This is a genomic window from Verrucomicrobium sp. GAS474 (genome assembly GCF_900105685.1).
GTDB lineage: Bacteria > Verrucomicrobiota > Verrucomicrobiia > Methylacidiphilales > GAS474 > GAS474.
This window is the reverse complement of record NZ_LT629781.1, coordinates 1,309,379-1,328,466: the sequence shown is the minus strand read 5'-3', so window position 1 is coordinate 1,328,466 and position 19,088 is coordinate 1,309,379. Positions and strand designations below refer to the sequence as shown.

Genomic DNA, 19,088 nt, shown 5'->3' with positions numbered 1-19,088 from the left:
CGAAGACCTCCTCTTACCGCTTCTTCCGGGAAACGGCCTTGCGGGCGGCGGGCTTGGCTGCCGCCTTCTTCGCCTTGGCCGGGGCCTTCGCCGACGGCTTGACGCTCTTCTTCACCGCCGGCTTGGCCGGCTTCTCGGGGGCGAGGGCCGGGACGATCCGGATTCCCTTCGCTTCCCGTTTCTCGTCCTGGCGGGCCTTCTGCTGGCGGCGGGCCAGCTCGCGGAAGGTGAGCTGGGCCTGGGTCGGCTTCTTGCCCGGTTCCGGCTGGCGGCGGCGGTGGGTGCCGTCGGGGAGGAGTTCCCGGGACTTCACCCGGTCGGAGAGGTAGGCGGGGAGGATCTCGGTCTCGATCCGGCGGGCCAGGGCGGGGTCGAGGATCGGGAAGACGACCTCGATGCGGCGGCGGAGGTTGCGCGGCATCCAGTCGGCGCTGCCGAGGTAGATCTGCGGCTTGCCGGGACCGTCGCCGTTGGCGAAGGAGAAGATGCGGCTGTGCTCGAGGAAGCGGCCGATGACGCTGAAGACCCGGATGTTCTCGCTGACACCCGGGATGCCGGGGCGGAGGCAACAGATGCCGCGGACGATCAGGTCGATCTTCACCCCGGCGGTCGAGGCCTCGTAGAGGAGGCGGATCAGCTCGTCGTCGACCAGGGAGTTCATCTTCGCGACGATCTTCGCCGGCTTCCCGGCGCGGGCCGCCTCGATCTCGGCGTGGATCTTCTCCTTCAGCTGGAAGAGGAGGGAGAATGGGGCGACGAGGAGATGCTGGATCCCCTCGAAGCGGCAGAGGCCGGTGAGGACGTTGAAGAGCGTGGCCACCTCGCGGGTCAGCGCGGGGCGGGAGGTGAAGAGGCTGAGGTCGGTGTAGAACCGGGCGGTGCCGGGATGGTAGTTGCCGGTGCCGAGGTGGGTGTAGAACCGGATCCGGTCCTCGTCCCGCCGTACGACGTGGAGGAGCTTGCAGTGGGTCTTCAGGCCGACGAGGCCGTAGACGACGTGGACGCCCGCCTCCTCCAGCTGGCGCGCCCAGCTGATGTTGTTCGCCTCGTCGAAGCGGGCCTTCAGCTCGACGAGGACGGTGACCTGCTTGCCGTTCTCGGAGGCGCGGATGAGGGCGGCGACGATGGGGGAATTGCCGCTCGTCCGGTAGAGGGTCATCTTGATCGCGAGGACGCGGCTGTCGACGGCGGCCGCCTCGACGAAGTCGACGACGGGGGCGAAGCTCTCGTAGGGATGGTGGAGGAGGATGTCCTTCCGCCGGATCTGGTCGAAGAGGGAGAGGGCGGGATCGATCTCGACGGAGGGGATCGGCGTCCACGGGCGGTCCCGCAGGTGGGCGAATTCCTCGAGGCCGCGCAGCGGGATGAGGTGGAGGAAATTGATCGGCCCGGAATGGCGGTAGATGTCCTCCGGCGCGAGCTGGAGGGAGCGCATCAGGAATTTCTCGATCTCGGGCGGGCAATCGTCGCGGACCTCGAGGCGGACGGCGTTGCCGCGGTTCCGCTTCCGCAGCTCCTCCTCGATGGTGTGGAGGAGGTTTTCGGCCTCTTCCTCGTCGATGTAGAGGTCGCTGTTCCGGGTGATCCGGAAGGGGCAGACCGAGGTGACCTCGTCGCCCGGGAAGAGCTCCGCGATGAAGTAGGCGATGAGGGAGCCGAGGAGGAGGAAGCTCCGTTCCTTCGAGTCGGAGCCCTCCTTGCGCGGCAGCTCGATCAGGCGGTCGAGGGTCCGGGGGAGCTGGACGATGGCGTGCGATTCCCGGCCCCCGTCCTGGCGGCGGTGGAGGGTCGCGATCAGGTTGTGGCTCTTGTTGAGCAGGTGGGGGAAGGGATGGCTGGAGTCGACGGCGAGCGGCGTCAGCACCGGGAGGACTTCCTCGCGGAAGTAATGGCGGGCCCAGTCCTTGTCCTTCGGCGGGAGGTGGGCGATGTGGGGAAGGTGGATGCCGGCCTTCTCCAGGCCGGGCTGGAGCTCCTCGTTCCAGAGGCGGGACTGGTCGTCGACGAGGCGGAGGGTCCGCTCGCGGATCGCCTTGAAGCCGGAGCGGGGCGTCGCGCCGTCGATCGTCTCGTCGACCGATTCGCTCTCGATCTGCTGCTTGATCCCGGCGACGCGGACCTCGAAGAACTCGTCGAGATTCGAGCTGACGATGCAGAGGAAGTGAAGCCGTTCGAGGAGCGGCTGGGAGGGATCCTGGGCCTCCTCCAGGACGCGCTGGTTGAAATCGAGCCAGCTCAATTCGCGGTTGCTGAAATATTCCGGGCAGGAGAAAGAGGGGAGGCGGGAGGGGGTCACAGAGGCCGCCATGATGCCTCGGGAGGGGGGGCGGGACAACGCTCAAATTGTTACAGGGCTGTGACAATCAGGGGGGAGGGGCCGCGAAGGGGGCGGTGAACACTCCTTCGGGACCGGGCAGATAACCCTGTACAGCTGGAGGCCATCTGCACGTGTTTTAAGACGCAAGAGGGGCTTCGCCCCTCCTGGACCTCCCCGCCTGATAGGCCTGAACTGTTCTAGCCGTACCGCATTAGGCCGTCCGCTTCGGGTAGAAAGGGTCCGCTAGTGCCCCTGTCCGCTTGGGAGGAATCACGCGTCCGAGTGCGGGCGGAACCGAAGCGGTCAGCCTTCCATATTACCCTTTCCATTTCCTAAGCCTTCCTCAAAATCCCTTCACCTTTATGAGCCGCTACGCCCTTCTCTCCCTGCTCGCTCTCGCCTTGGTTTTTCTTCCCGTCCTGCCCGCCTCAGCGACGGCCTTCCGGGTGGAGAGCCCCGACAAGAACACCATCGGGATCGGCGGCGACATCACGAACCGCGTGATCCGTTATGATCCGAAACGGAAGGAGCTGAACGCTTCCCTCACCATCGACTACAGCCGCTACGCCACGTCAGGTGGCCTCACGAAGGAGGATCTCTTCTTCACCTTTCCGAAGGTCGCCTTCGACCCCGTGACGAAGATCCTCTCCGTCGTTCCTCCCTCGGGCGGCGAGGCGGTGCCGATCGGCGAGTGGAAGGAGGGGAGCCTCGGCGGCCATGCCGTCCTCCTCTATGAGACCTCGGTCTTCGTCACCAGCCGGGATCGGACGGCGATCCGGCTCTTTCTCGATGTCGATACGGAACGGACGGCCGAGGCGATGAAGAAGAAGGCCGCGGTGGAGGAGTCGCAGCCGGTTGAGGAGAAGTTGAAGTAGCGGGGGGGTGTCCTTGGGGCTAGGGGCGGGGCGGCCCTTCGGGACCTGCGCGGTCGACCCGGTACAGCTGGAGGCGATCCGCTTTATAGCCCAAGAGGGGCTTCGCCCCTCCTCGAACCTCCCCTTCGGAGGGCCTCAACTAGGCGGACGCGTTTCCCCTGCGCCTCGTCTCCGAACTGTTTTAAAATCGGCTGCTTCCTGGAGCGCCCGAGGGTACGAGCGATAGGGGGAGACGGGGCCAAGACGCCCTGACTCCTATTGGGAGAGGGAGCGTCTCGACTTTACTTCGCCCACTGTGCCGCTTCGGTCCGGATGGCGGCGTCTCCCTCGGCGGTGAGGAGGGGACGCAGTTCCGCGATCTCCGCTCCCGATTCGCGGAGGACTCTCGCCAGTCGCGCCACGCCGTCTTGCGGCGGGATGGCGTCGGAGAGGATCGAGGCGGCGACCATCCGGGCGTAGTGCCGCAACGCCTCTTCCTTCGTCATGCGGACGGGGACGATCGCGGAAAGGACCGCTTCAAACAGGCGCGGAGCCTCGTCCATTTCGGCGTCGGGCAGGCCGCCCAGGTCGAGGAGGGCCTGGGACTGGTAGCCGCGCTCCAGCGCGTCGATCGCGATGTCGGGCAGGGCCTCGGCGGGGAGGAGGCCGAGGGTCCAGAGGGCCTCGGTCGATTTCAGGAAGAAATCGGCGCTCACGATTGCGGCGCGGGGGCGAGGCCGTCGGCGGTGAGGACGCGGTAGAAGCAGCCGGGACGGGTATGCCCCGCGGCGTCCTTCGTGTGGCAGACGCCGCCGCGCCGGGGGCGGACGAGGAAGAGGAGGCTGTTCTGCTCGCAGTTCACCCGGACCTCGGCGAGGTCGAGGGTGTCGCCCGAGGTCGCGCCCTTGATCCAAAGCTCCTTCCGGGAGGTGCTCCAGAACGTGGCGACCTTCGTGGCGAGGGTCGCCCGCAACGCCTCGTCGTTGACGTAGGCGATGATGAGGACTTCCTTCGTGTCGGCGTTCTGGACGACCGTCGGGATGACGTCGGTCCCGCAGGCGGCGACTTTCTTCAGCTTCGCAAAGTCGAGCGACAGCGCGGAGCCCTCTTCGAGTTCGCGATGATCCATGGCGTCTCTTTCCTTAGGCGGGGACGAGCCAGCCGCTCTTGAAGTAATCGGCGATGCCGCTCTCCAGCGTGAAGGAGGGCTTGTAGCCGATGGCCGCCGTGGTCTCCTTCAGGTCGGCCTCGGTGTGGGGCTGGTAGAAGGGGAAGGGGCAGTCGAAGTATTCGGTCTTCACGTCGGTCTTCAGCGTGGCGTTGAGGATCGTGATGATGTCGTTGAAGGGGCGGGCCTCGCCGGAGCCGAGGTTGAAGACGCGGCGGGGGAATTTCTTCGCGTCGAAGGCCCCCTCGATCTGCTTCGTGGCGGCGAGGATCGTCCCCTCGACGATGTCGTCGACGTAGACGAAGTCGCGCTTCTGCTCGCCGTACTTGAAGATGCGGGGGCTCTTCCCGGCGCGGATCTGCTGGGCGAGGTGGTAGATCATGCTCGCGGGCTGCCCCTTGTGGGTCTCGCGCGGGCCGTAGACGTTGAAGTAGCGGACGCCGATCACCTTCTGCGAGGGGAAGTCGGCGGCGTAGCGGGCGGCGAGGTTCTCCAGCTGCACCTTGGTGAAGGCGTAGACGTTGGCGGGCCGGAGCGGGGCGTCGACGTGGTTGATGCCGCCGCCGATCCCGTACGTCGCCGCCGAGGAGGCGTAGACGAGGGCGGCCTTTTCCCCGGCGAAGTGGTTCAGGATGGAGCGCCAGCTCTCGACGTTGTCGTGGGTCTGGCGGTACTGGTCGTGGTCGGTCGTGTCGGTGATCGAGGCGAGGTGGAAGAAGGCGTCGACCTCGGAGGCGTCGATGTAGTAACCCAGGTCGACGTCGACGAGGTTCGCCGCGATGACGTCGCCCCGGAAGCCCTCGAGGTTCTTGAAGGAGGCCGACCGGAAATCGTCGATGACCGTGATGCGGGCCGAGGGGTAACGCCGCTGCAGCGTGAGCGTCAGGTTCGATCCGATGAAGCCGGCCCCGCCGGTGACGACAATGTTTTCCATAGAGTGAAGGGAGGGCATCGTGCCGCCTCCCGCCCCGCTGGGCGAGCCAAAAAAGAACTTCCGGTCGGCGGGACCGGGTGTACAATCGGGGAAGTCCGCATGCATCGCGCCGCCCTTCTCCCCGTCGTCCCCTTCGCGGCTCTTACCGTGACTCTTTTTGCGGCTCTTTTCGGGGGCGTCGTGCGGGCCGAGGCGCGGATCGGCGACACCCCGATGCAGATCGCGGCCCGCTACGGCACCGGGAAGGTCGCCGGGGAGCAGCTCCTCTACACCGTCACCCTGAAGGGCGTCTCCTACCAGGACCAGATCTTCTTCGACGCGAAGGGGCTGGTCTCGATGGAGATCTTCTCCCGGAAGAATCCCGCCGCCGACGCCACCTCGACGCCTCCCGCGGACGGCGGCGACGATGCCGCGACGACGAGCGGCCCCATCGTGCGGAGCGAATTGGCCGAGCTGACCCAGGCCGACTTCGACCTCCTGCTGGCCGAGGAGGAAGGCAGCGTCCCGTGGCGGAGCCTGACCTCGACCTCCGAGCAGCAGACGTGGCTCTCCGGGAACAACCGCGCCCTCGCCCGCTACCAGGCGTCGAACCGCCTCTTCCTCTTCCTGAGCCCCAACGCGAGGCCCTTCATCCCCGCGGGGGCGACGAAGACGGAGAAGAAGTAGCGGACGTCAGGACTGCTCAGTCCTTCCCCTTGTACCAATTGCCCCGCGTCCAGGCGTGGGACCGCAGCCTCTGCGCCAGCGCGTCGGAAAGGGGCGGCTGGCTGCCGACGACGCAGTTCATCTCGGCCTGCCGGACGCTGCGGATGCCGGGAATCACCGTCGAGACGGCCTCGGGCTTCAGCGCGAATTTCAGGGCCGCCGTCGCCAGGTCGGGCTCCTCGTCGCCGACCTCGGCCCGGATCTTCTCGACCCGCCGCACGGTCCGCGCGAGCCGGTCCCCGGCGAAGTAGCCCTGCCGGAATTCCCCCTCGGCGAAGGTCGTCTCCTCGGTGAATTTCCCCGTGAGGGAGCCCTCGTCGAAGGCGACCCGGACGATGACGCCGACGCCGTGCTCCCGCGCCACGGGGAGGAACTCCGCCGCGGGCTCCTGCTGGAAGATATTGTAGATGACCTGCACCGCATCGAGGAGGCCTTCCTTCATCGGATCGATCAGGGAATTCTGGTCGTGCTCCGGCGTGCTGACGCCGGTGCCGAGGAGCTTCCCCTCCTTCTGCAGCGCCCGGAGGACGTGGAGCGCCGCCGGGTTCCGGTTCCAGGCCCGCGTCCACGTGTGGATCTGGAGCAGGTCGATCGCCTCGACGCCGAGGTCCCGCAGGCTCCGCTCGACCCCGGCCCGGAGGTGGGCCTCGGAGAGGCGGTCGTCGATCCGGTCGTAGGGGGACGGAGGCCAGGCCCCGGGGGAGGGAGGGACCTTCGTCGCCACGTAGATCCGTTCGCCGGGATGCGCGGCCCGCCGCTCCCGCAGGACGCGGCCGATGATCCGCTCGCTCCGCCCGTCGCCGTAGCCCTGCGCGGTGTCGATGAAATTGCATCCGAGGTCGAGGGCCTGGTGGAGGGCGCGGACCGACTCGTCGTCGTCCTGCCCGCCCCACGCGGAGCCGCCGATGGCCCATGCGCCGAAGCCGATTTCCGAGACCTGCCAACCGAGGCGACCGAAGGTGCGATGATTCATGAAAGCAAAAGAAAAAGGCGCGCGGCCCCTATTTAGACCGATTCGCGGTCGGCCTGCTCCAGCCGGTTACGGAACGTGTCGGGGGAGCGGAAGAGCCGGGGGATCGCCGCTTCGGCCCGCTCGGCCAGCTCGCCGCGCTGGCGGCCGAGGCCGGCCTGGAGGAAGACGGCGAGCTCGAAGAGGGGCTTCAGGTCGGCCTGCCGCTTTTTCTCCCACTCCTCGTCGGTGCCGGAGAAGGCGGGGACGGAGCTCTCGAAATCGATCAGGAAGATCCCGATGGGGGCGGTGCAGACGACGATGTTGTGGAGCTCCAGGTCGCCGTGGATGAAGCGGCGGGCGTGGAGCCGCTCCACCTGCTGGAAGGCCCCCTCGGCGAGCCGCCAGAGGCCGATCAGCGAGGCGGGCGGCGTCTCCCGCGCGATGCCGAGGCACCGCTCGGGCGGCTCGACGTCGGTGAAGGGGGAGAAGCGGGAGAGCGACTTCCCGGGGAAGAAGGGGAGCCGGAGGTCGTGGGTGCCGTGGCCGATCGGTGGCGGCGTCCCGAGGATCTCGGCGGCGATGCGGGCGTTCTCGTACTCCGCCGCCGGATCGGGATGGAAGCTGAGGGGATGGTAGGTCTTCAGGAAGTGGACCGGGTAGGTCCACGCCGCCGCGTGGGCCTCCCGCGTCTTCCGCCCGGCGAGGATCAGCTCCGCGCGGAGGAGCTCCCGCCCGTCGGGCGCGTTCTTCCGCATGATCGTGTGGAGGGGGAAGTCGTTCTCCTGCGGCTTCCCGACGAGGTAATGGACGGCCTCGGCGATGTCGATCCGGTGAAGGGGGGAGAGGGCGACGAAAGGCACGGGGCGTCCACCATGGCACATTCCCGCGCCGAAGTCGATTCCGGCCCTGACCCTAAATCTCCGGGCCCGGGGTAGCGGACTCGGTTTTATGCAGTATGTTTAACTAATACAGAGAACGAGAGCCGGTCCCGCGCCGGAACAACGAGAGAAAGGAACCGATCCCATGACTATCCCACTCATCGCCCCCAACCTGACGAAGCAGCCGCCGCACAGCCCGCGCGAACGCCTGGCCGGATTCGTCATCGCCCGCCGCACCCTCGACAAATGCCGCGCCGACCTCGCCGGGATGGCCGGCGAATACCATTACGATTGCCCCCTCGACCGGATGCTCTTCAGCTTCAAGGGAATCGACGGAAAGCAATTCCGCGAAGCCGTCCGCAAGGCGAAGAGCGACGAGGAGGTCGGCTCCTGGCTCGTCGCCAACGGCAAGCCGCGCACGCCGCTCGAGATCAAGGAATGGTCCGACCACGTCGAGGCCTCCCGCCCGATCGAGAACCCGAAGCGCCGCCAGGACTTCAGCGACGAGTGCGAGAAGCTCGGCCTCGATCCGGGCGAGACGACGCTCTTCGACTGGCTGGAGGCCGACGACCGGGCGAGCTTCAAGGCCTTCCGGGGCTTCAAGCCCTTTCAGCCGAAAGGAACCCTCCGCCGCCTGATCTTCAATTCATGAAAAACAACCCCCTGAGCAAGGCCGATCGGGACCCCAGCATCATCACCGGTTCCGAAGGCGAGCCGGCGACCCACCCGCAGGCCGACGCCGAGAGCTGGCATTCGTTCCCCGGGGAGACCGGGACGCAGACGCCGAAGGTCCATCCCGAGGACGAGGACGACGAGGGCCGGAGCGAGAGCGCCCGCCTCGTCGAGGAGGGGGTCGACCGGGCCGAGGAAGACCAGATGCGCCGGGCCAGCCGCTCCGCGACGCGGGACGGCTCGCTCTAGCGTCTCCCGACCTAGGCGGCGGCCCGCATGAGGTCGACCTGCTCCCGCAGGTCGGCCACCTGCTCCGTCCAGTAGGACTCGGTGCCGAAGTGCTCGAACCGGCGCGGGAACGCTGGGTCGATCCACCGCTTCGCGATCCACGCGCTGAAGTGGATGTAGCGGAGCGCCCGGAGCGGCTCGATGAGGCGGAGGGTCGCCCGGTCGAAGTCGCGCATCTCCCCGTAGCCGCGCAGCAGGTGTTCCCGCCGCTCGACGGCGTCGTCGTCCCGCCCCGGGACGATGAGCCAGATGTCCTGCACCGGCGGGCCGACGACCATGTCGTCGAAGTCGACCCAGAACGGCCCGTCGTGGGGCGGGCTATCGGCCCAGAGGAGGTTGCCGAGGTGGCAATCGCCGTGGATCCGCTGGAGGGCGGCGTCGGCGAAGAGCTCCTCCGCCCGGCCGCAGATCTCCTCGGCGGCGAGGACGTAGGGTTCCTCGAGCCGCTCCGGGATCGCCTCGGTCTCCAGGAGGTAGTCGAGGTTCATGTAGCCGTAGACCTCGGGCGTCAGCCGGAGGCGGTGGGGCGCGGCGGCATCGGGACCGGAGGCGCCGACGTTGTGCATCCGGCCGAGCTGCCGCCCGACGCGGACGAGCTGCTCCTCGCTCATCTCGTCGGGATGCCGCCCGCCGACCTTCGGGAAGACGGTGAAGAAAAGATTCTCGGCCCCCGGCACCGAGGCGAGAGTCCCGGTCGCCCCGCCCCGGCCCTTTCCCGCGAAGGGGAGGGGCGCGACGACGGGAACCTCGGCCTCCTGGAGGTCGAGGAGGAAGCGGTGCTCCTCCTCGATCTGGACCTGGCTCCAGCGGCCCGGGCGGTAAAACTTCAGGATGCGCGATTTCTCGCTCCGGCTCTTGAGGGCGGCCTCGTCGGCCACCTCGATCTCGACCTCCCAGACCCGGTTTTCCATGCTGTTCATCTGCATCATCCGCCCCGTGCAGCGGACGCCGGTCAGTTCCGCCGCCGCCAGGATCCGGTCGGGGGTCAGGTCGTAGAAAAACTCGGTCTCCCGGTCGCCCCACGCGGAGGCGGCGTGCTCCGTCACGGCGACGGGGGCGCCCTTGGCTTTGGCGCCTGATTTCGCCTTCGGCTTGGCCGGGGCGGCTTTCGGCACTTTATCCGCCTTGGCCTTGGCCGGGGATTTTTTCGGTTTTTCTGACACAGCTATCACCAGACGCCCGCGCACCCCCCTTGTCAATGAGCAAGGGAGGGAGCCCCGGCCGGCCGGACCGACGCCGGAGTTGTAAACGGTTGTCGGAACGGGGTAAAACGGGCCTCCGCTTTCCGCCCCTTTTTCTCTCATGCCCCTCCTGCTCTTCCTCGACCGCCATCCCCTCCTCCATTGGACGCTCGGGATCGGCCTCCTCGCGGTGGCCGGTTGCCTCACGGCGGTCGCCTTCCTCCCGCGCGCGCGGCGCGGCGCGGCGGGGCATCCGCTCCTCTTCGCCCTCGTCCTCCTCCCGGCCCTCTTCGTGATCCGCTACCCGACGTTCTTCGTCCCCGTCCCGCTGAATACCGACGAGGCGCTCTTCCTGAGCGAGGCCCAGACCTACCTCCAGGTCCCCCACGCCCTCCCGTGGCGCGATGTCGACGGCGAGTCGGGCGGCCCCCTCTCAGCCCTCCTCCTCCTCTGGCCCGCCTTGCTTCACCTTCCCGTCGCCGTCGGCTATCCGGCGGCCCGCTTCGCAGGCCTCCTTTGCGAGGGAGGCTTCATCCTCTTCCTCTGGCTCGCCGCGCGGCGGATCGGCGGGGAGCGGACGGGACGGGCGACGGCGCTTCCCTTCCTCCTCTTCTTCTCCCTCACCTCCCACGTCGAGTGGATCCACTACAGCAGCGAGCATCTCTCGCTCCCCCTCTTCGGAGCGGCCCTCTGGCTCCTCGCCCGGGTGGGGAAGGGGAAGACGGCCGGGTGGGAGCCCTTCCCCCTCGGCCTCGCGCTGGGGCTGATCCCGTTCTCGAAATTGCAGGGCGCGCCCCTCGTCCTCTTCCTTGCGCTCACCGCCTGCGCCCTCTTCCGGGGCCGCCCGCGCGCCGCGCTCCTCCGCTTCCTCGGCGGCCTCCTCCTTCCCGCCGCCGCCTGCCTCGCCTTCCTCCTCGCCACCGGGAGCTTCGGCGACTTCTGGATCTCCTACATCCTCTACGCCGTCGACTTCACCCAGAAGGTCCCGTGGAGCGAGAAGCTCTCGATCGGCCTCGATTTCCTCTTCAATCCCCGCCTCCCCCTCTCGGTCCTCACCGCCGTCGTCGGGGCCGCCGCGCTCGGCTTCCTGCCCCGCCTTTCCCGCGCCCTTCTTCTTCCCGCTCTCCCCGCCCTCACCCTCTGGGCCGTCGGCCTCCTTCTCGCCGCCGTCGTCGCGACGATCGCCCCGGGGCTCTCCTTCCTCCACTACACCCTCTACCTCTTCCCCGGCTTCGCCGCGCTCCTCGCCGTCGCCTGGCGCGTCGCCCCGCGCCGCCTCGCCGCCTGGAGGCGTGGAAAAACGGCGCTCCTCCCGCTCCTCCTGATCGTCGTCCCCGCCCTCGTCTGGAGCATCGTCCTGGCCCTCACCGGGCGGGATAACGCCGCCGTCCTCCCTCCCCCCGCGATCGCGTGGAAAATCGGGGAAGTCGCCCTCAGCCTCTTCTTCCTCGGCCTCTTCCTGCCCCGGCGGGGAGCCCCGGCCCGTCTCTGCCAGGCGCTCCTCCTCCTCTTCCTCGTCGCCACGTGGATCGACGCCCGGTTCCGCCACTTCCAGTTCCTCTTCTTCGCCGCCGGGGCGGTCCTCCTCGTCCGGGAATGGGTCGTCGGCGGGAGGCTCCGCCGGGCCGCGCAGCTTCCCCTTCCCTTCGTCCTCCTCCTCGTCCTTCCCCTCGTCTTCCTCCTCCATTACGCCAACCACTACCGGGGAACCGTCGCCGCCAGCCTCGTCCGGGCCGGGGCGCCCTCCCCCCTCGCCGCCCTCCTCCGCGCCGAGGCCCGCCCCGGGGACCGCCTCGCGATCTGGGGCTGGGGGCCGGAGATCGCCGTCGAGAGCGGCCTCCCCCTCGGGACGCGGGAGCCGGAGACCCACATCGCCGTGAAGCCGGGCCCCCGGCAGGAGGCCTACCGCGCCCGCTTCCTCGGCGACCTCGAACGGAACCGGCCCCGCTTCTTCCTCGACTCGACCGGCCCGGCAAACTTCTTTTACTCCGACCGGCAACGCTTCGGCCCCGAGACCTTCCCCGCCCTCGACCGCCACCTCGCCGCGCAGTACCGGCTGCGGGAGGAGATCGGCGGCATGCGCCTCTACGTCCGTTTACCGAGTGCTCCCTAGGTAGCCCCCTTGGTTGACAGAGAGGGGACGCCGGGGGAAAATCGATCCATGATCTCGGCCATCACGACACGGACGTCGGAGACCCAGGCGGCCTTCGCATCGAACAACATCGAGTTCCAGCAATCGATCTCCTCCCAGCGGGCGAAGGAATCGAACCAGATCCCGACGCGGATCGCCGAGGTCCAGAAATCGAGCGCCACCCAGACGGCGACCTCGACCGACACGATTCTCTCCGCCAATCAGACGGCGGAAGTCAGCGACCTCATCGCGACGAGCAGCGTCTCCTCGCCGGAGCAGACCGTCGAGACCGCCTCCCAGAGCGGCTCGAACCTCGCCACCGACCAGGCCCCGACGAGCGACAGCCTCATCGGCGCGTCGACCTACAATTCCCAGGGCCAGATCCACGCCGTCCATTCCGGGACCGGCCACATCTTCTCCGCCGCGGCCTGACCCTCCCGGCCCCCGGGCGTGCGACAAAACGCCGCAGCCCGCCGGGGCCGCGCCGTGCCGTTTGCCCTCCTCCCCTGTTTGACAACCGCACCCGGTTGTCCGAACATCGCGGCCTCCCCCCTCCGAGGCCCATGTCATCCCTTCCCATCCCCGCCCATCCGATCCTCTCCTGCACGGGAGTCGGCTATACCTTCAAAAGCCGGGGCGGGCGGCGCGCCCTCGACGACGTTTCCTTCTCCGTCGGCAAGGGGGAGATCTTCGGCGTCCTCGGGCCGAACGGCAGCGGCAAGACGACCCTCTTCCGCCTCCTCTCGACCCTCGTCCCCCTCGCCGAGGGGAGCGTCCGCCTCGCCGGATGCGACTATCCGGCCGAGATGGCCCGCGCCCGCCGCCACTTTGGCATCGTCTTCCAGTCCCCCAGCCTCGACAAGAAGCTGACCGTCGAGGAAAACCTCCAGGCCCACGGCCACCTCTACGGCCTCCACGGCGCCGAGCTGCGGGAGCGGATCGGCTCCCTGCTGGAACGCTTCTCCCTCGCCGCCCGGCGGAAGGATATCGTGGAGACCCTCTCCGGCGGCCTCCAACGGCGCGTCGAGGTCGCGAAGAGCCTCGTCCCCCGCCCCGCCCTCCTCATCCTCGACGAGCCGAGCACCGGCCTCGATCCCGTCGCCCGCCGCGAATTATGGGACTACCTCCGCGCCCTCCGCCGGAGCGAGGGCCTCACCCTCCTCATGACGACCCACTTCCTCGACGAGGCCGAGTGGTGCGACCGCCTCCTCGTCCTCGACCGGGGCCGCCGCGTCGCCCTCGACACCCCCGAGGCGCTGAAGCGTTCCGTCAGCGGCACCATCCTCACCCTCCGCACGAAGGGGCCGGAACCCCTCGCCGCCGCCCTCCTGGAGCGGATCGCCCGCGAGTTCCGCGTCGCCCCCCTCCTCCGCGACGAGGAGACCCTCGAGCTGGAGCTTCCCCCCTCCGCCTCCCCCGAGGCCGAGCGCGACCTCCTCAACGGCCTCCTCCGCCGCTACCGGGACGAGATCGCCGGCCTCACCCTCGCCGCCCCCTCGCTCGAGAACGTCTTCGCCCGCCTCACCGGCCGGAACTTCAACGCGGCGGAAGGCGAGAGCCCGACCCAAACCCCCTCGACCACGCTCCCCTCCCCTGCCGATCCGACCCCCGCAGCCGACGCCCCCCCTGCGGCGATCCCCCCGAACGCCGACTAACCTCCCGCCATGTTCACCCATCCCTTCCTCCTCGCCGTCGGCACCCTCACCCGCCGGGAAATCGTCCGCTTCCTGCGGCAGCGGAACCGCGTCATCGGGGCCGTCGCCACGCCCCTCCTCTTCTGGTTCATGATCGGCTCCGGCGTCGGCTCTTCCTTCAGCGGCGGGGGCGGGGTCCGCGCCGTCTCCGACGCCTCGGCGACGAACACCGCCGCCTACCTCCACTACTTCTTTCCCGGCACCCTCCTCCTCATCGTCCTCTTCACCGCCATCTTCTCGACCATCTCGATCATCGAGGACCGGCGGGAAGGCTTCCTCCAGGGCGTCCTCGTCTCCCCCATCCCCCGCTCCGCCTTCGTCCTGGCGAAGCTCCTCGGCGGCACCCTCCTCGCCTTCGGCCAGAGCCTCCTCATCTACCTCGTCGCCCTGAACTTCGGCCTCCCCTTCTCGGTCCCCGCCTTCCTCCTCTTCACCGGGACCATCTTCGTCCTCGGCCTCGCCCTCACCGCCCTCGGCTACCTCATCGCCTGGCCCCTCGACTCGACGCAGGGCTTCCACGCCATCATGAACCTCTTCCTCATGCCCCTCTGGTTCCTCTCCGGCGCCCTCTTCCCCCTCTCCGGCTCGGCGAAGTGGCTCCACTGCCTCGGCGCGGCCAATCCCCTCACCTACGGCCTCGCCCTCATCCGCCAGTCGCTCGAGCCCGCCCTCGCCCGCCCTCCCGGCAGCCCCGATCCCCTCCTCTCCGGCGGCGTCACCCTCGCCTTCGCCGTCGTCCTGACGTGGGCCTCGATCGAGATGACGAAGCGGCTCGCCGTCCGGAATCCCTAGAGCCTGTTATGGCCGCCCCCTCTCCCGCCCTGCTCCGCAACATCCGCCTCGCCTCGGTCGTCCTCCTCTTCGTCCTCGCCGTCCTCTGGTACTTCCGCGTCCAGGTGGAGAAGCAGCAGGCCGCTGCGGGGACGCCCCTGCCGAAGCTCGGCCACATCGACCCCTTCACCCTCACCGGGGCCGACAGCCAACCCTTCGACTCCGCCGCCCTGAAGGGGAAAATCTGGGCCGCCCAATTCTTCTTCACCGACTGCGGCGGCCCCTGCCCCGCCGTCACCCAGAACCTGATCCAGCTCCAGGGGATGCTCGGCAACGCGCAGAACGTGAAGATCGTCGCCCTTTCGATCGACCCCGAGAACGACACGCCGGAAAAGCTCCGCGCCTACGCCGCCCTCCATCACGCCGATCCCGCCCGCTGGATCTTCCTCACCGCCTCGGGCCTCCCCGACGCCGAGGCCCTGACGCATGAGATCGTCATGAAGCGCCTCCTCATCGGCTTCCAGAAAAACACCGAGCCCGGCGCGACCGCCGCCACCCGGATGATCCACAGCACGAAAGTCGTCCTCGTCGACGGCGCCGGGTCCGTCCGGGGCTACTACGAGGGCCTCGACGAGGAGACGCCCGCGAAGCTCCTGGCCGACGTCGCCGCGCTGATGCGCGAGGAAAAAATCAAATAGCCCCCGCCCTCCCCCGACCATGCAAGAGACCACCCCCCTCCCGATCAACGAAGCAAAGACCCCGCCCGCCCTCATCGTCGGCGTCCTCGCCGTCAGCGTCGTCGCCGCCCTCTTCCTCTTCTGGCTCGTCTACTTCCACCCCCCCGCCGACGCCGACGGCACCGAGCTCGTCTTCCTCCCCACCCTCAACGCGATCCTGAACAGCCTCGCCGCCGTCGCCCTCGTCGTCGGCTTCGTGAAGATCAAGGCGGGGAAGATCGCCGCCCACCGCGCCGCCATGCTCTCCGCCTTCGTCTTCTCCTCCCTCTTCCTCGTCAGCTACATCCTGAACCACCACCTCCACGGGGACGCGATCTTCCAGGGGCAGGGCGGCATCCGGCGGGTCTACTTCCCGATCCTCATCACCCACATCCTCCTCTCCGTCGTCGCCCTCCCGATGATCCTCATCACCTTCTTCCTCTCCCTCACCGGCCGCTTCCCCACGCACAAGAAGCTCGCCCGCTGGACCTTCCCCGTCTGGCTCTACGTCTCGGTCACCGGGGTCGTCGTCGTCGCGATGCTGAAGATCTATAATCGATGAAAAAGCTCTTCCTGCTCCTGACCCTCCTGCCGCTGATCGCGGCCTCCGCCCACGCCTGCCCGGGGTGCAAGGAAGGGGTCACCCTCGGCACCGAGGCGGGTCAGCCCGCCACCGTCCTCGCCGGCTTCTCCCTCAGCGTCATGGTCCTCCTCGCCGCCGTCTCCGGCGTCGGCGTCGTCCTCTGGCGGACCGTCCTGAAGGCCGTCCGCGAGAGCGAGGCGGCCTGGAAGCAGAAATCGGAATAACCCCGCATGGCCATCGACCTCCTCGTCGTCGTCCTCTACTTCGCCGCCATCCTCACGATCGGCCTGAAGAAGGGAGCGGGAGAGTCGACCCTCGAAGGCTACGCCCTCGGGAACCGCTCGATCCCGTGGTGGGCCATCCTCGCCTCGATCCTCGCCTCGGAGATCAGCGCCGCCACCTTCCTCGGCGCGCCGGGCGAGGGCTACGCCCTGCGGAACTACACCTACCTCCAGCTCGCCATCGGGACCATCCTCGCCCGCTTCATCGTCGGCAGCGTCTTCGTCCCGGCCTACTACCGCCATGGCGTCGTCTCGATCTACGAGTTCCTCGAGAAGCGGTTCGGCCCCGCCAGCCGCACCGCCGCCTCCCTCGTCTTCCTCGTCACCCGCGCGCTCGCCAGCGGCACCCGCCTCTACGTCGCCGCCATCCTCGTCGTCCTCTCAATCGAGATCTTCATGGGCCGCATCCCGACGGCGGGCGAGGAACTCGCCATCTACGCCCTCTCCGTCGTCGTCATCGTCGCCCTCACCGCCCTCTACACCGCCGTCGGCGGCATCAAGGCCGTCATCTGGACCGACTTCATCCAGGCCGGCGTCCTCGTCGCCGCCCTCGCGGGAACCCTCTCGGTCCTCCTCTCGAAGATCCCCGGCGGCTGGCACGGCGCCCGCGCCCTCCTCACCGCCCCCGGCGACCTCACCCTCTTCGCCTCCGGCCTCGTCCCCGGCGCGGGCCTCTGGGGCAACATCGTCGCCGTCCTCGGGAGCGAGTACACCCTCTTCGCCGCGATCATCGGCTCCACCTTCATCACCCTCGCCACCCACGGTACCGACCAGGACGCCGTCCAGCGGATGCTGACCGGCAAGGACGCCAAGGAAAGCCGCCGCGCCGTCATCCTCTCCGGCCTCATCGACGCCCCCATCGTCCTCGCCTTCCTCACCATCGGCATCCTCCTCTGGGCCTTCTACCAGACCCATCCCGACCCGAACCTCCCGAGGAAGAACGCCCACGTCTTCGCCTACTTCATCCTCACCCAGCTCCCCGCCGGGCTCCGCGGCCTCCTCGTCGCCGCCCTCCTCGCCACCGCGATGGGCTCCCTCAGCACCGCCCTGAACGCCCTCGCCACCAGCTTCTGCCGCGACTTCTGGTTCCGCATCCACCCGGGGACCGAAGCCCGCCAGCTCCTTGTCGCCCGCCTCGCCACCGTCGGCTTCGCCTTCGCCCTCACCGTCATCGGGGCCGCCACCGCCTACGCCGTCGTCCGCTTCCCCGGCACCCGAATCCTGCCCATCGTCCTCGGCATCTTCGGCTACACCTACGGCTCCCTCCTCGGCGTCTTCCTCCTCGGCCTCTTCACCACGACGCGCGGCAACGACCGGGGCAACCTCTGGGCGATGCTCGTCGGCTTCCTCACCGTCGCCGTCCTCAGCGGCCTCCCCGAGGACATCGTCACCCTCTGCGGCGGCACCGCCCCGCACCGGCCCGCCTGGCTTCCCCTCATCGAATTCCCCTGGCGCGTCTTCTTCGGCACCCTCGCCACCGTCGCCGTCGGCCTCTGCTTCCGCACCCGCCAGACCGTGATCGACGCCATGCCCCGGCCCGGGTCCCCCTGATCGGCCCTGATTTTGGGGCTGGCGCGGCCTCTCCCGGCCCGCTAAACCTCACCGATGACCGCCGTCAGCTCCCCCGTCCGCGTCCGCTTCGCCCCCTCCCCCACCGGCCTCCTCCACATCGGCGGGGCGCGGACCGCCCTGTTCAACTGGCTCTACGCCCGCCACACGGGCGGGAAGCTCATCCTCCGCATCGAGGACACCGACGCCGCCCGGAACACCCCCGAGGCCGTCGCGATCATCTTCGAGGGGCTGAAGTGGCTCGGCCTCAACTGGGACGAGGGTCCCAGCCCCGCGAACGACGGCACCTCCATCGGCGACCACGGCCCCTACTTCCAGAGCCAGCGTGGCGCGATCTACAAGAAATACGTCGACCGCCTCCTCGCCGAAGGGAAGGCCTACGAGCACGAGGGCGCGGTGAAGTTCCGCACCCCGAAGACCCCCATCACCGTCCCCGATGCCATCTGCGGCGACGTGACGTTCGACCGGACGATGGACCCCGACCTCGTCATCCAGCGCAAGGACGGCTCGCCCGTCTTCCACCTCGTCAACGTCGTCGACGACCTCGAGATGAAGATCACCCACGTCATCCGCGGCGAGGACCACCTCTCCAACACCCCGAAGCACCTCGCCCTCTTCGAGGCCTTCGGCGCGACGCCCCCGACCTACGCCCACATCCCCCTCATCCTGAACACGAACGGCTCCAAGATGAGCAAGCGCGACGAGGGCGCCTCCATCGGCGAGTACATCGAGAACGGCTACCTCCCCGAGGCTGTCCGGAACTTCCTCTGCCTCCTCGGCTGGTCGCCGAAGGAAAACCGCGAGGTCGTCCCGATCGAGGAAGTCGTCGAGAAATTCGACCTTCCCCAGGTCAACCGGAGCAACGCCCGCTTCGACATCAACAAGCTCTACTGGATCACCGGCGAATACATGCGCGCCGCCACGCTCGACCGCCTCGCCGAGCTCGCCGTCCCCGCGCTGAAGAAGCAGGGCGTCATCGGCGACGACTACGACGCCGCCTACCTCCGCTCCGCCCTCGCCATCGTCCAGGAGAAGGTGAAGCTCGGGAAGGAACTCGGCGACTGGCTCTCCTACTTCTTCAAGGAAGACTTCGCCTACGATCCCGCCGCCGTCGCCAAGGTCTTCACCCCCGAGGGGCTCGAGAACCTCAAGACCCTCCGCGCCGCCCTCGCGGGAGCCGAGACCTTCACCGCCGCCGCGCTCGAGGAGAGCTTCAAGACCCTCGCCGCCGCGCAGGGGAAGAAGATCGGGGCCTACATCCACCCGATCCGCCTCGCCGTCTCGGGCCGCTCCGTCGGGCCGAGCCTCTACCACCTCCTCGAAGTCCTCGGCAAGGACCGGACCCTCGCCCGCGCCGACCGCGCGTTGGCGCAGTTCCCCGGCTAGGAAATCCC

The 19,088-nt window shown here is 68.5% G+C and carries 20 protein-coding genes; 13 read left to right on the top strand and 7 right to left on the bottom strand.

Annotation, left to right across the window (positions count from 1 at the left end; genetic code table 11):
* Positions 1–13: 13 nt before the first annotated feature.
* Positions 14–2,308, bottom strand: a complete 2,295-nt coding sequence (gene ppk1 / locus BLU04_RS05385) for a polyphosphate kinase 1 (RefSeq protein WP_093283200.1) — start codon at positions 2,306–2,308, stop codon at positions 14–16.
* 371 nt (positions 2,309–2,679) lie between these two features.
* Between ppk1 and BLU04_RS05380 the strand changes: the two genes are divergently transcribed.
* Positions 2,680–3,192 (top strand): hypothetical protein, encoded by a 513-nt coding sequence (locus tag BLU04_RS05380; RefSeq protein ID WP_093283196.1) that lies wholly within the window; start codon positions 2,680–2,682, stop codon positions 3,190–3,192.
* A gap of 281 nt (positions 3,193–3,473) precedes the next feature.
* On the opposite strand, the gene BLU04_RS05375 is transcribed toward BLU04_RS05380, so the two are convergent.
* The 3 genes from BLU04_RS05375 to BLU04_RS05365 are packed head-to-tail and all read right to left on the bottom strand — an operon-like array spanning position 3,474 to position 5,273.
* Positions 3,474–3,887 (bottom strand): hypothetical protein, encoded by a 414-nt coding sequence (locus BLU04_RS05375; protein WP_093283193.1) that lies wholly within the window; start codon positions 3,885–3,887, stop codon positions 3,474–3,476.
* Positions 3,884–4,300: a phosphoribosyl-AMP cyclohydrolase gene (locus BLU04_RS05370; protein ID WP_093283189.1), complete on the bottom strand. Its 417-nt coding sequence runs from the start codon at positions 4,298–4,300 to the stop codon at positions 3,884–3,886. The genes BLU04_RS05375 and BLU04_RS05370 overlap by 4 nt, the downstream gene beginning before the upstream one ends.
* A gap of 13 nt (positions 4,301–4,313) precedes the next feature.
* Positions 4,314–5,273 (bottom strand): NAD-dependent epimerase/dehydratase family protein, encoded by a 960-nt coding sequence (locus tag BLU04_RS05365; RefSeq protein ID WP_093283186.1) that lies wholly within the window; start codon positions 5,271–5,273, stop codon positions 4,314–4,316.
* Between the two features lie 99 nt (positions 5,274–5,372).
* On the opposite strand from BLU04_RS05365, the gene BLU04_RS05360 reads away from it, so the two are divergent.
* Positions 5,373–5,939 carry a hypothetical protein gene (locus tag BLU04_RS05360; RefSeq protein ID WP_093283183.1) on the top strand — a complete coding sequence of 189 codons (567 nt, stop codon included), beginning with the start codon at positions 5,373–5,375 and terminating at the stop codon, positions 5,937–5,939.
* A 16-nt stretch (positions 5,940–5,955) separates the two neighbouring features.
* Here BLU04_RS05360 and BLU04_RS05355 read toward each other — a convergent pair whose 3' ends face one another.
* Both BLU04_RS05355 and BLU04_RS05350 read right to left on the bottom strand, forming a co-directional pair.
* The gene (locus BLU04_RS05355) at positions 5,956–6,951 is read right to left on the bottom strand and encodes an aldo/keto reductase (protein ID WP_093283181.1); all 996 of its coding nucleotides are present in this window, start codon (positions 6,949–6,951) and stop codon (positions 5,956–5,958) included.
* Positions 6,952–6,983: 32 nt separating this feature from the next.
* Positions 6,984–7,790: a hypothetical protein gene (locus BLU04_RS05350; RefSeq protein ID WP_093283178.1), complete on the bottom strand. Its 807-nt coding sequence runs from the start codon at positions 7,788–7,790 to the stop codon at positions 6,984–6,986.
* 163 nt (positions 7,791–7,953) lie between these two features.
* Here BLU04_RS05350 and BLU04_RS05345 point away from each other — a divergent pair, with 163 nt between their 5' ends.
* Positions 7,954–8,460 carry a DUF5069 domain-containing protein gene (locus BLU04_RS05345; RefSeq protein ID WP_093283175.1) on the top strand — a complete coding sequence of 169 codons (507 nt, stop codon included), beginning with the start codon at positions 7,954–7,956 and terminating at the stop codon, positions 8,458–8,460.
* Positions 8,457–8,729 carry a hypothetical protein gene (locus BLU04_RS05340; protein ID WP_093283173.1) on the top strand — a complete coding sequence of 91 codons (273 nt, stop codon included), beginning with the start codon at positions 8,457–8,459 and terminating at the stop codon, positions 8,727–8,729. The genes BLU04_RS05345 and BLU04_RS05340 overlap by 4 nt, the downstream gene beginning before the upstream one ends.
* An 11-nt stretch (positions 8,730–8,740) precedes the next feature.
* Here the strand turns inward: BLU04_RS05340 and BLU04_RS05335 are convergent, their stop codons facing one another.
* Entirely contained in the window at positions 8,741–9,883 is a 1,143-nt protein-coding gene (locus tag BLU04_RS05335; RefSeq protein WP_157895141.1) for a serine/threonine protein kinase, read from the bottom strand.
* Positions 9,884–10,070: 187 nt separating this feature from the next.
* Here BLU04_RS05335 and BLU04_RS05330 point away from each other — a divergent pair, with 187 nt between their 5' ends.
* The 9 genes from BLU04_RS05330 to gltX all read left to right on the top strand — a co-directional run bounded on the left by BLU04_RS05330 (position 10,071) and on the right by gltX (position 19,080).
* Positions 10,071–12,062, top strand: coding sequence for a hypothetical protein (locus BLU04_RS05330; RefSeq protein ID WP_093283167.1), 1,992 nt, complete (start codon positions 10,071–10,073; stop codon positions 12,060–12,062).
* Positions 12,063–12,110: 48 nt separating this feature from the next.
* Entirely contained in the window at positions 12,111–12,512 is a 402-nt protein-coding gene (locus tag BLU04_RS05325) for a hypothetical protein (RefSeq protein WP_093283165.1), read from the top strand.
* A gap of 131 nt (positions 12,513–12,643) precedes the next feature.
* A complete protein-coding gene (locus tag BLU04_RS05320; protein WP_093283163.1) occupies positions 12,644–13,735 on the top strand; it encodes an ATP-binding cassette domain-containing protein in 1,092 nt (363 codons plus the stop codon).
* Positions 13,736–13,744: 9 nt separating this feature from the next.
* Positions 13,745–14,566, top strand: coding sequence for an ABC transporter permease (locus BLU04_RS05315; protein WP_093283161.1), 822 nt, complete (start codon positions 13,745–13,747; stop codon positions 14,564–14,566).
* Between the two features lie 8 nt (positions 14,567–14,574).
* Positions 14,575–15,243 (top strand): SCO family protein, encoded by a 669-nt coding sequence (locus BLU04_RS05310; protein ID WP_093283158.1) that lies wholly within the window; start codon positions 14,575–14,577, stop codon positions 15,241–15,243.
* Between the two features lie 19 nt (positions 15,244–15,262).
* Positions 15,263–15,823, top strand: a complete 561-nt coding sequence (locus BLU04_RS05305; RefSeq protein ID WP_093283156.1) for a DUF420 domain-containing protein — start codon at positions 15,263–15,265, stop codon at positions 15,821–15,823.
* Entirely contained in the window at positions 15,820–16,068 is a 249-nt protein-coding gene (locus tag BLU04_RS05300; RefSeq protein WP_093283154.1) for a hypothetical protein, read from the top strand. Before BLU04_RS05305 ends, BLU04_RS05300 begins: the two co-directional genes overlap by 4 nt.
* Positions 16,069–16,074: 6 nt before the next feature.
* The gene (locus BLU04_RS05295) at positions 16,075–17,676 is read left to right on the top strand and encodes a sodium/solute symporter (protein WP_093283152.1); all 1,602 of its coding nucleotides are present in this window, start codon (positions 16,075–16,077) and stop codon (positions 17,674–17,676) included.
* A gap of 54 nt (positions 17,677–17,730) precedes the next feature.
* Positions 17,731–19,080, top strand: a complete 1,350-nt coding sequence (gene gltX, locus BLU04_RS05290) for a glutamate--tRNA ligase (RefSeq protein WP_093283149.1) — start codon at positions 17,731–17,733, stop codon at positions 19,078–19,080.
* The last annotated feature ends 8 nt before the right edge of the window (positions 19,081–19,088 follow it).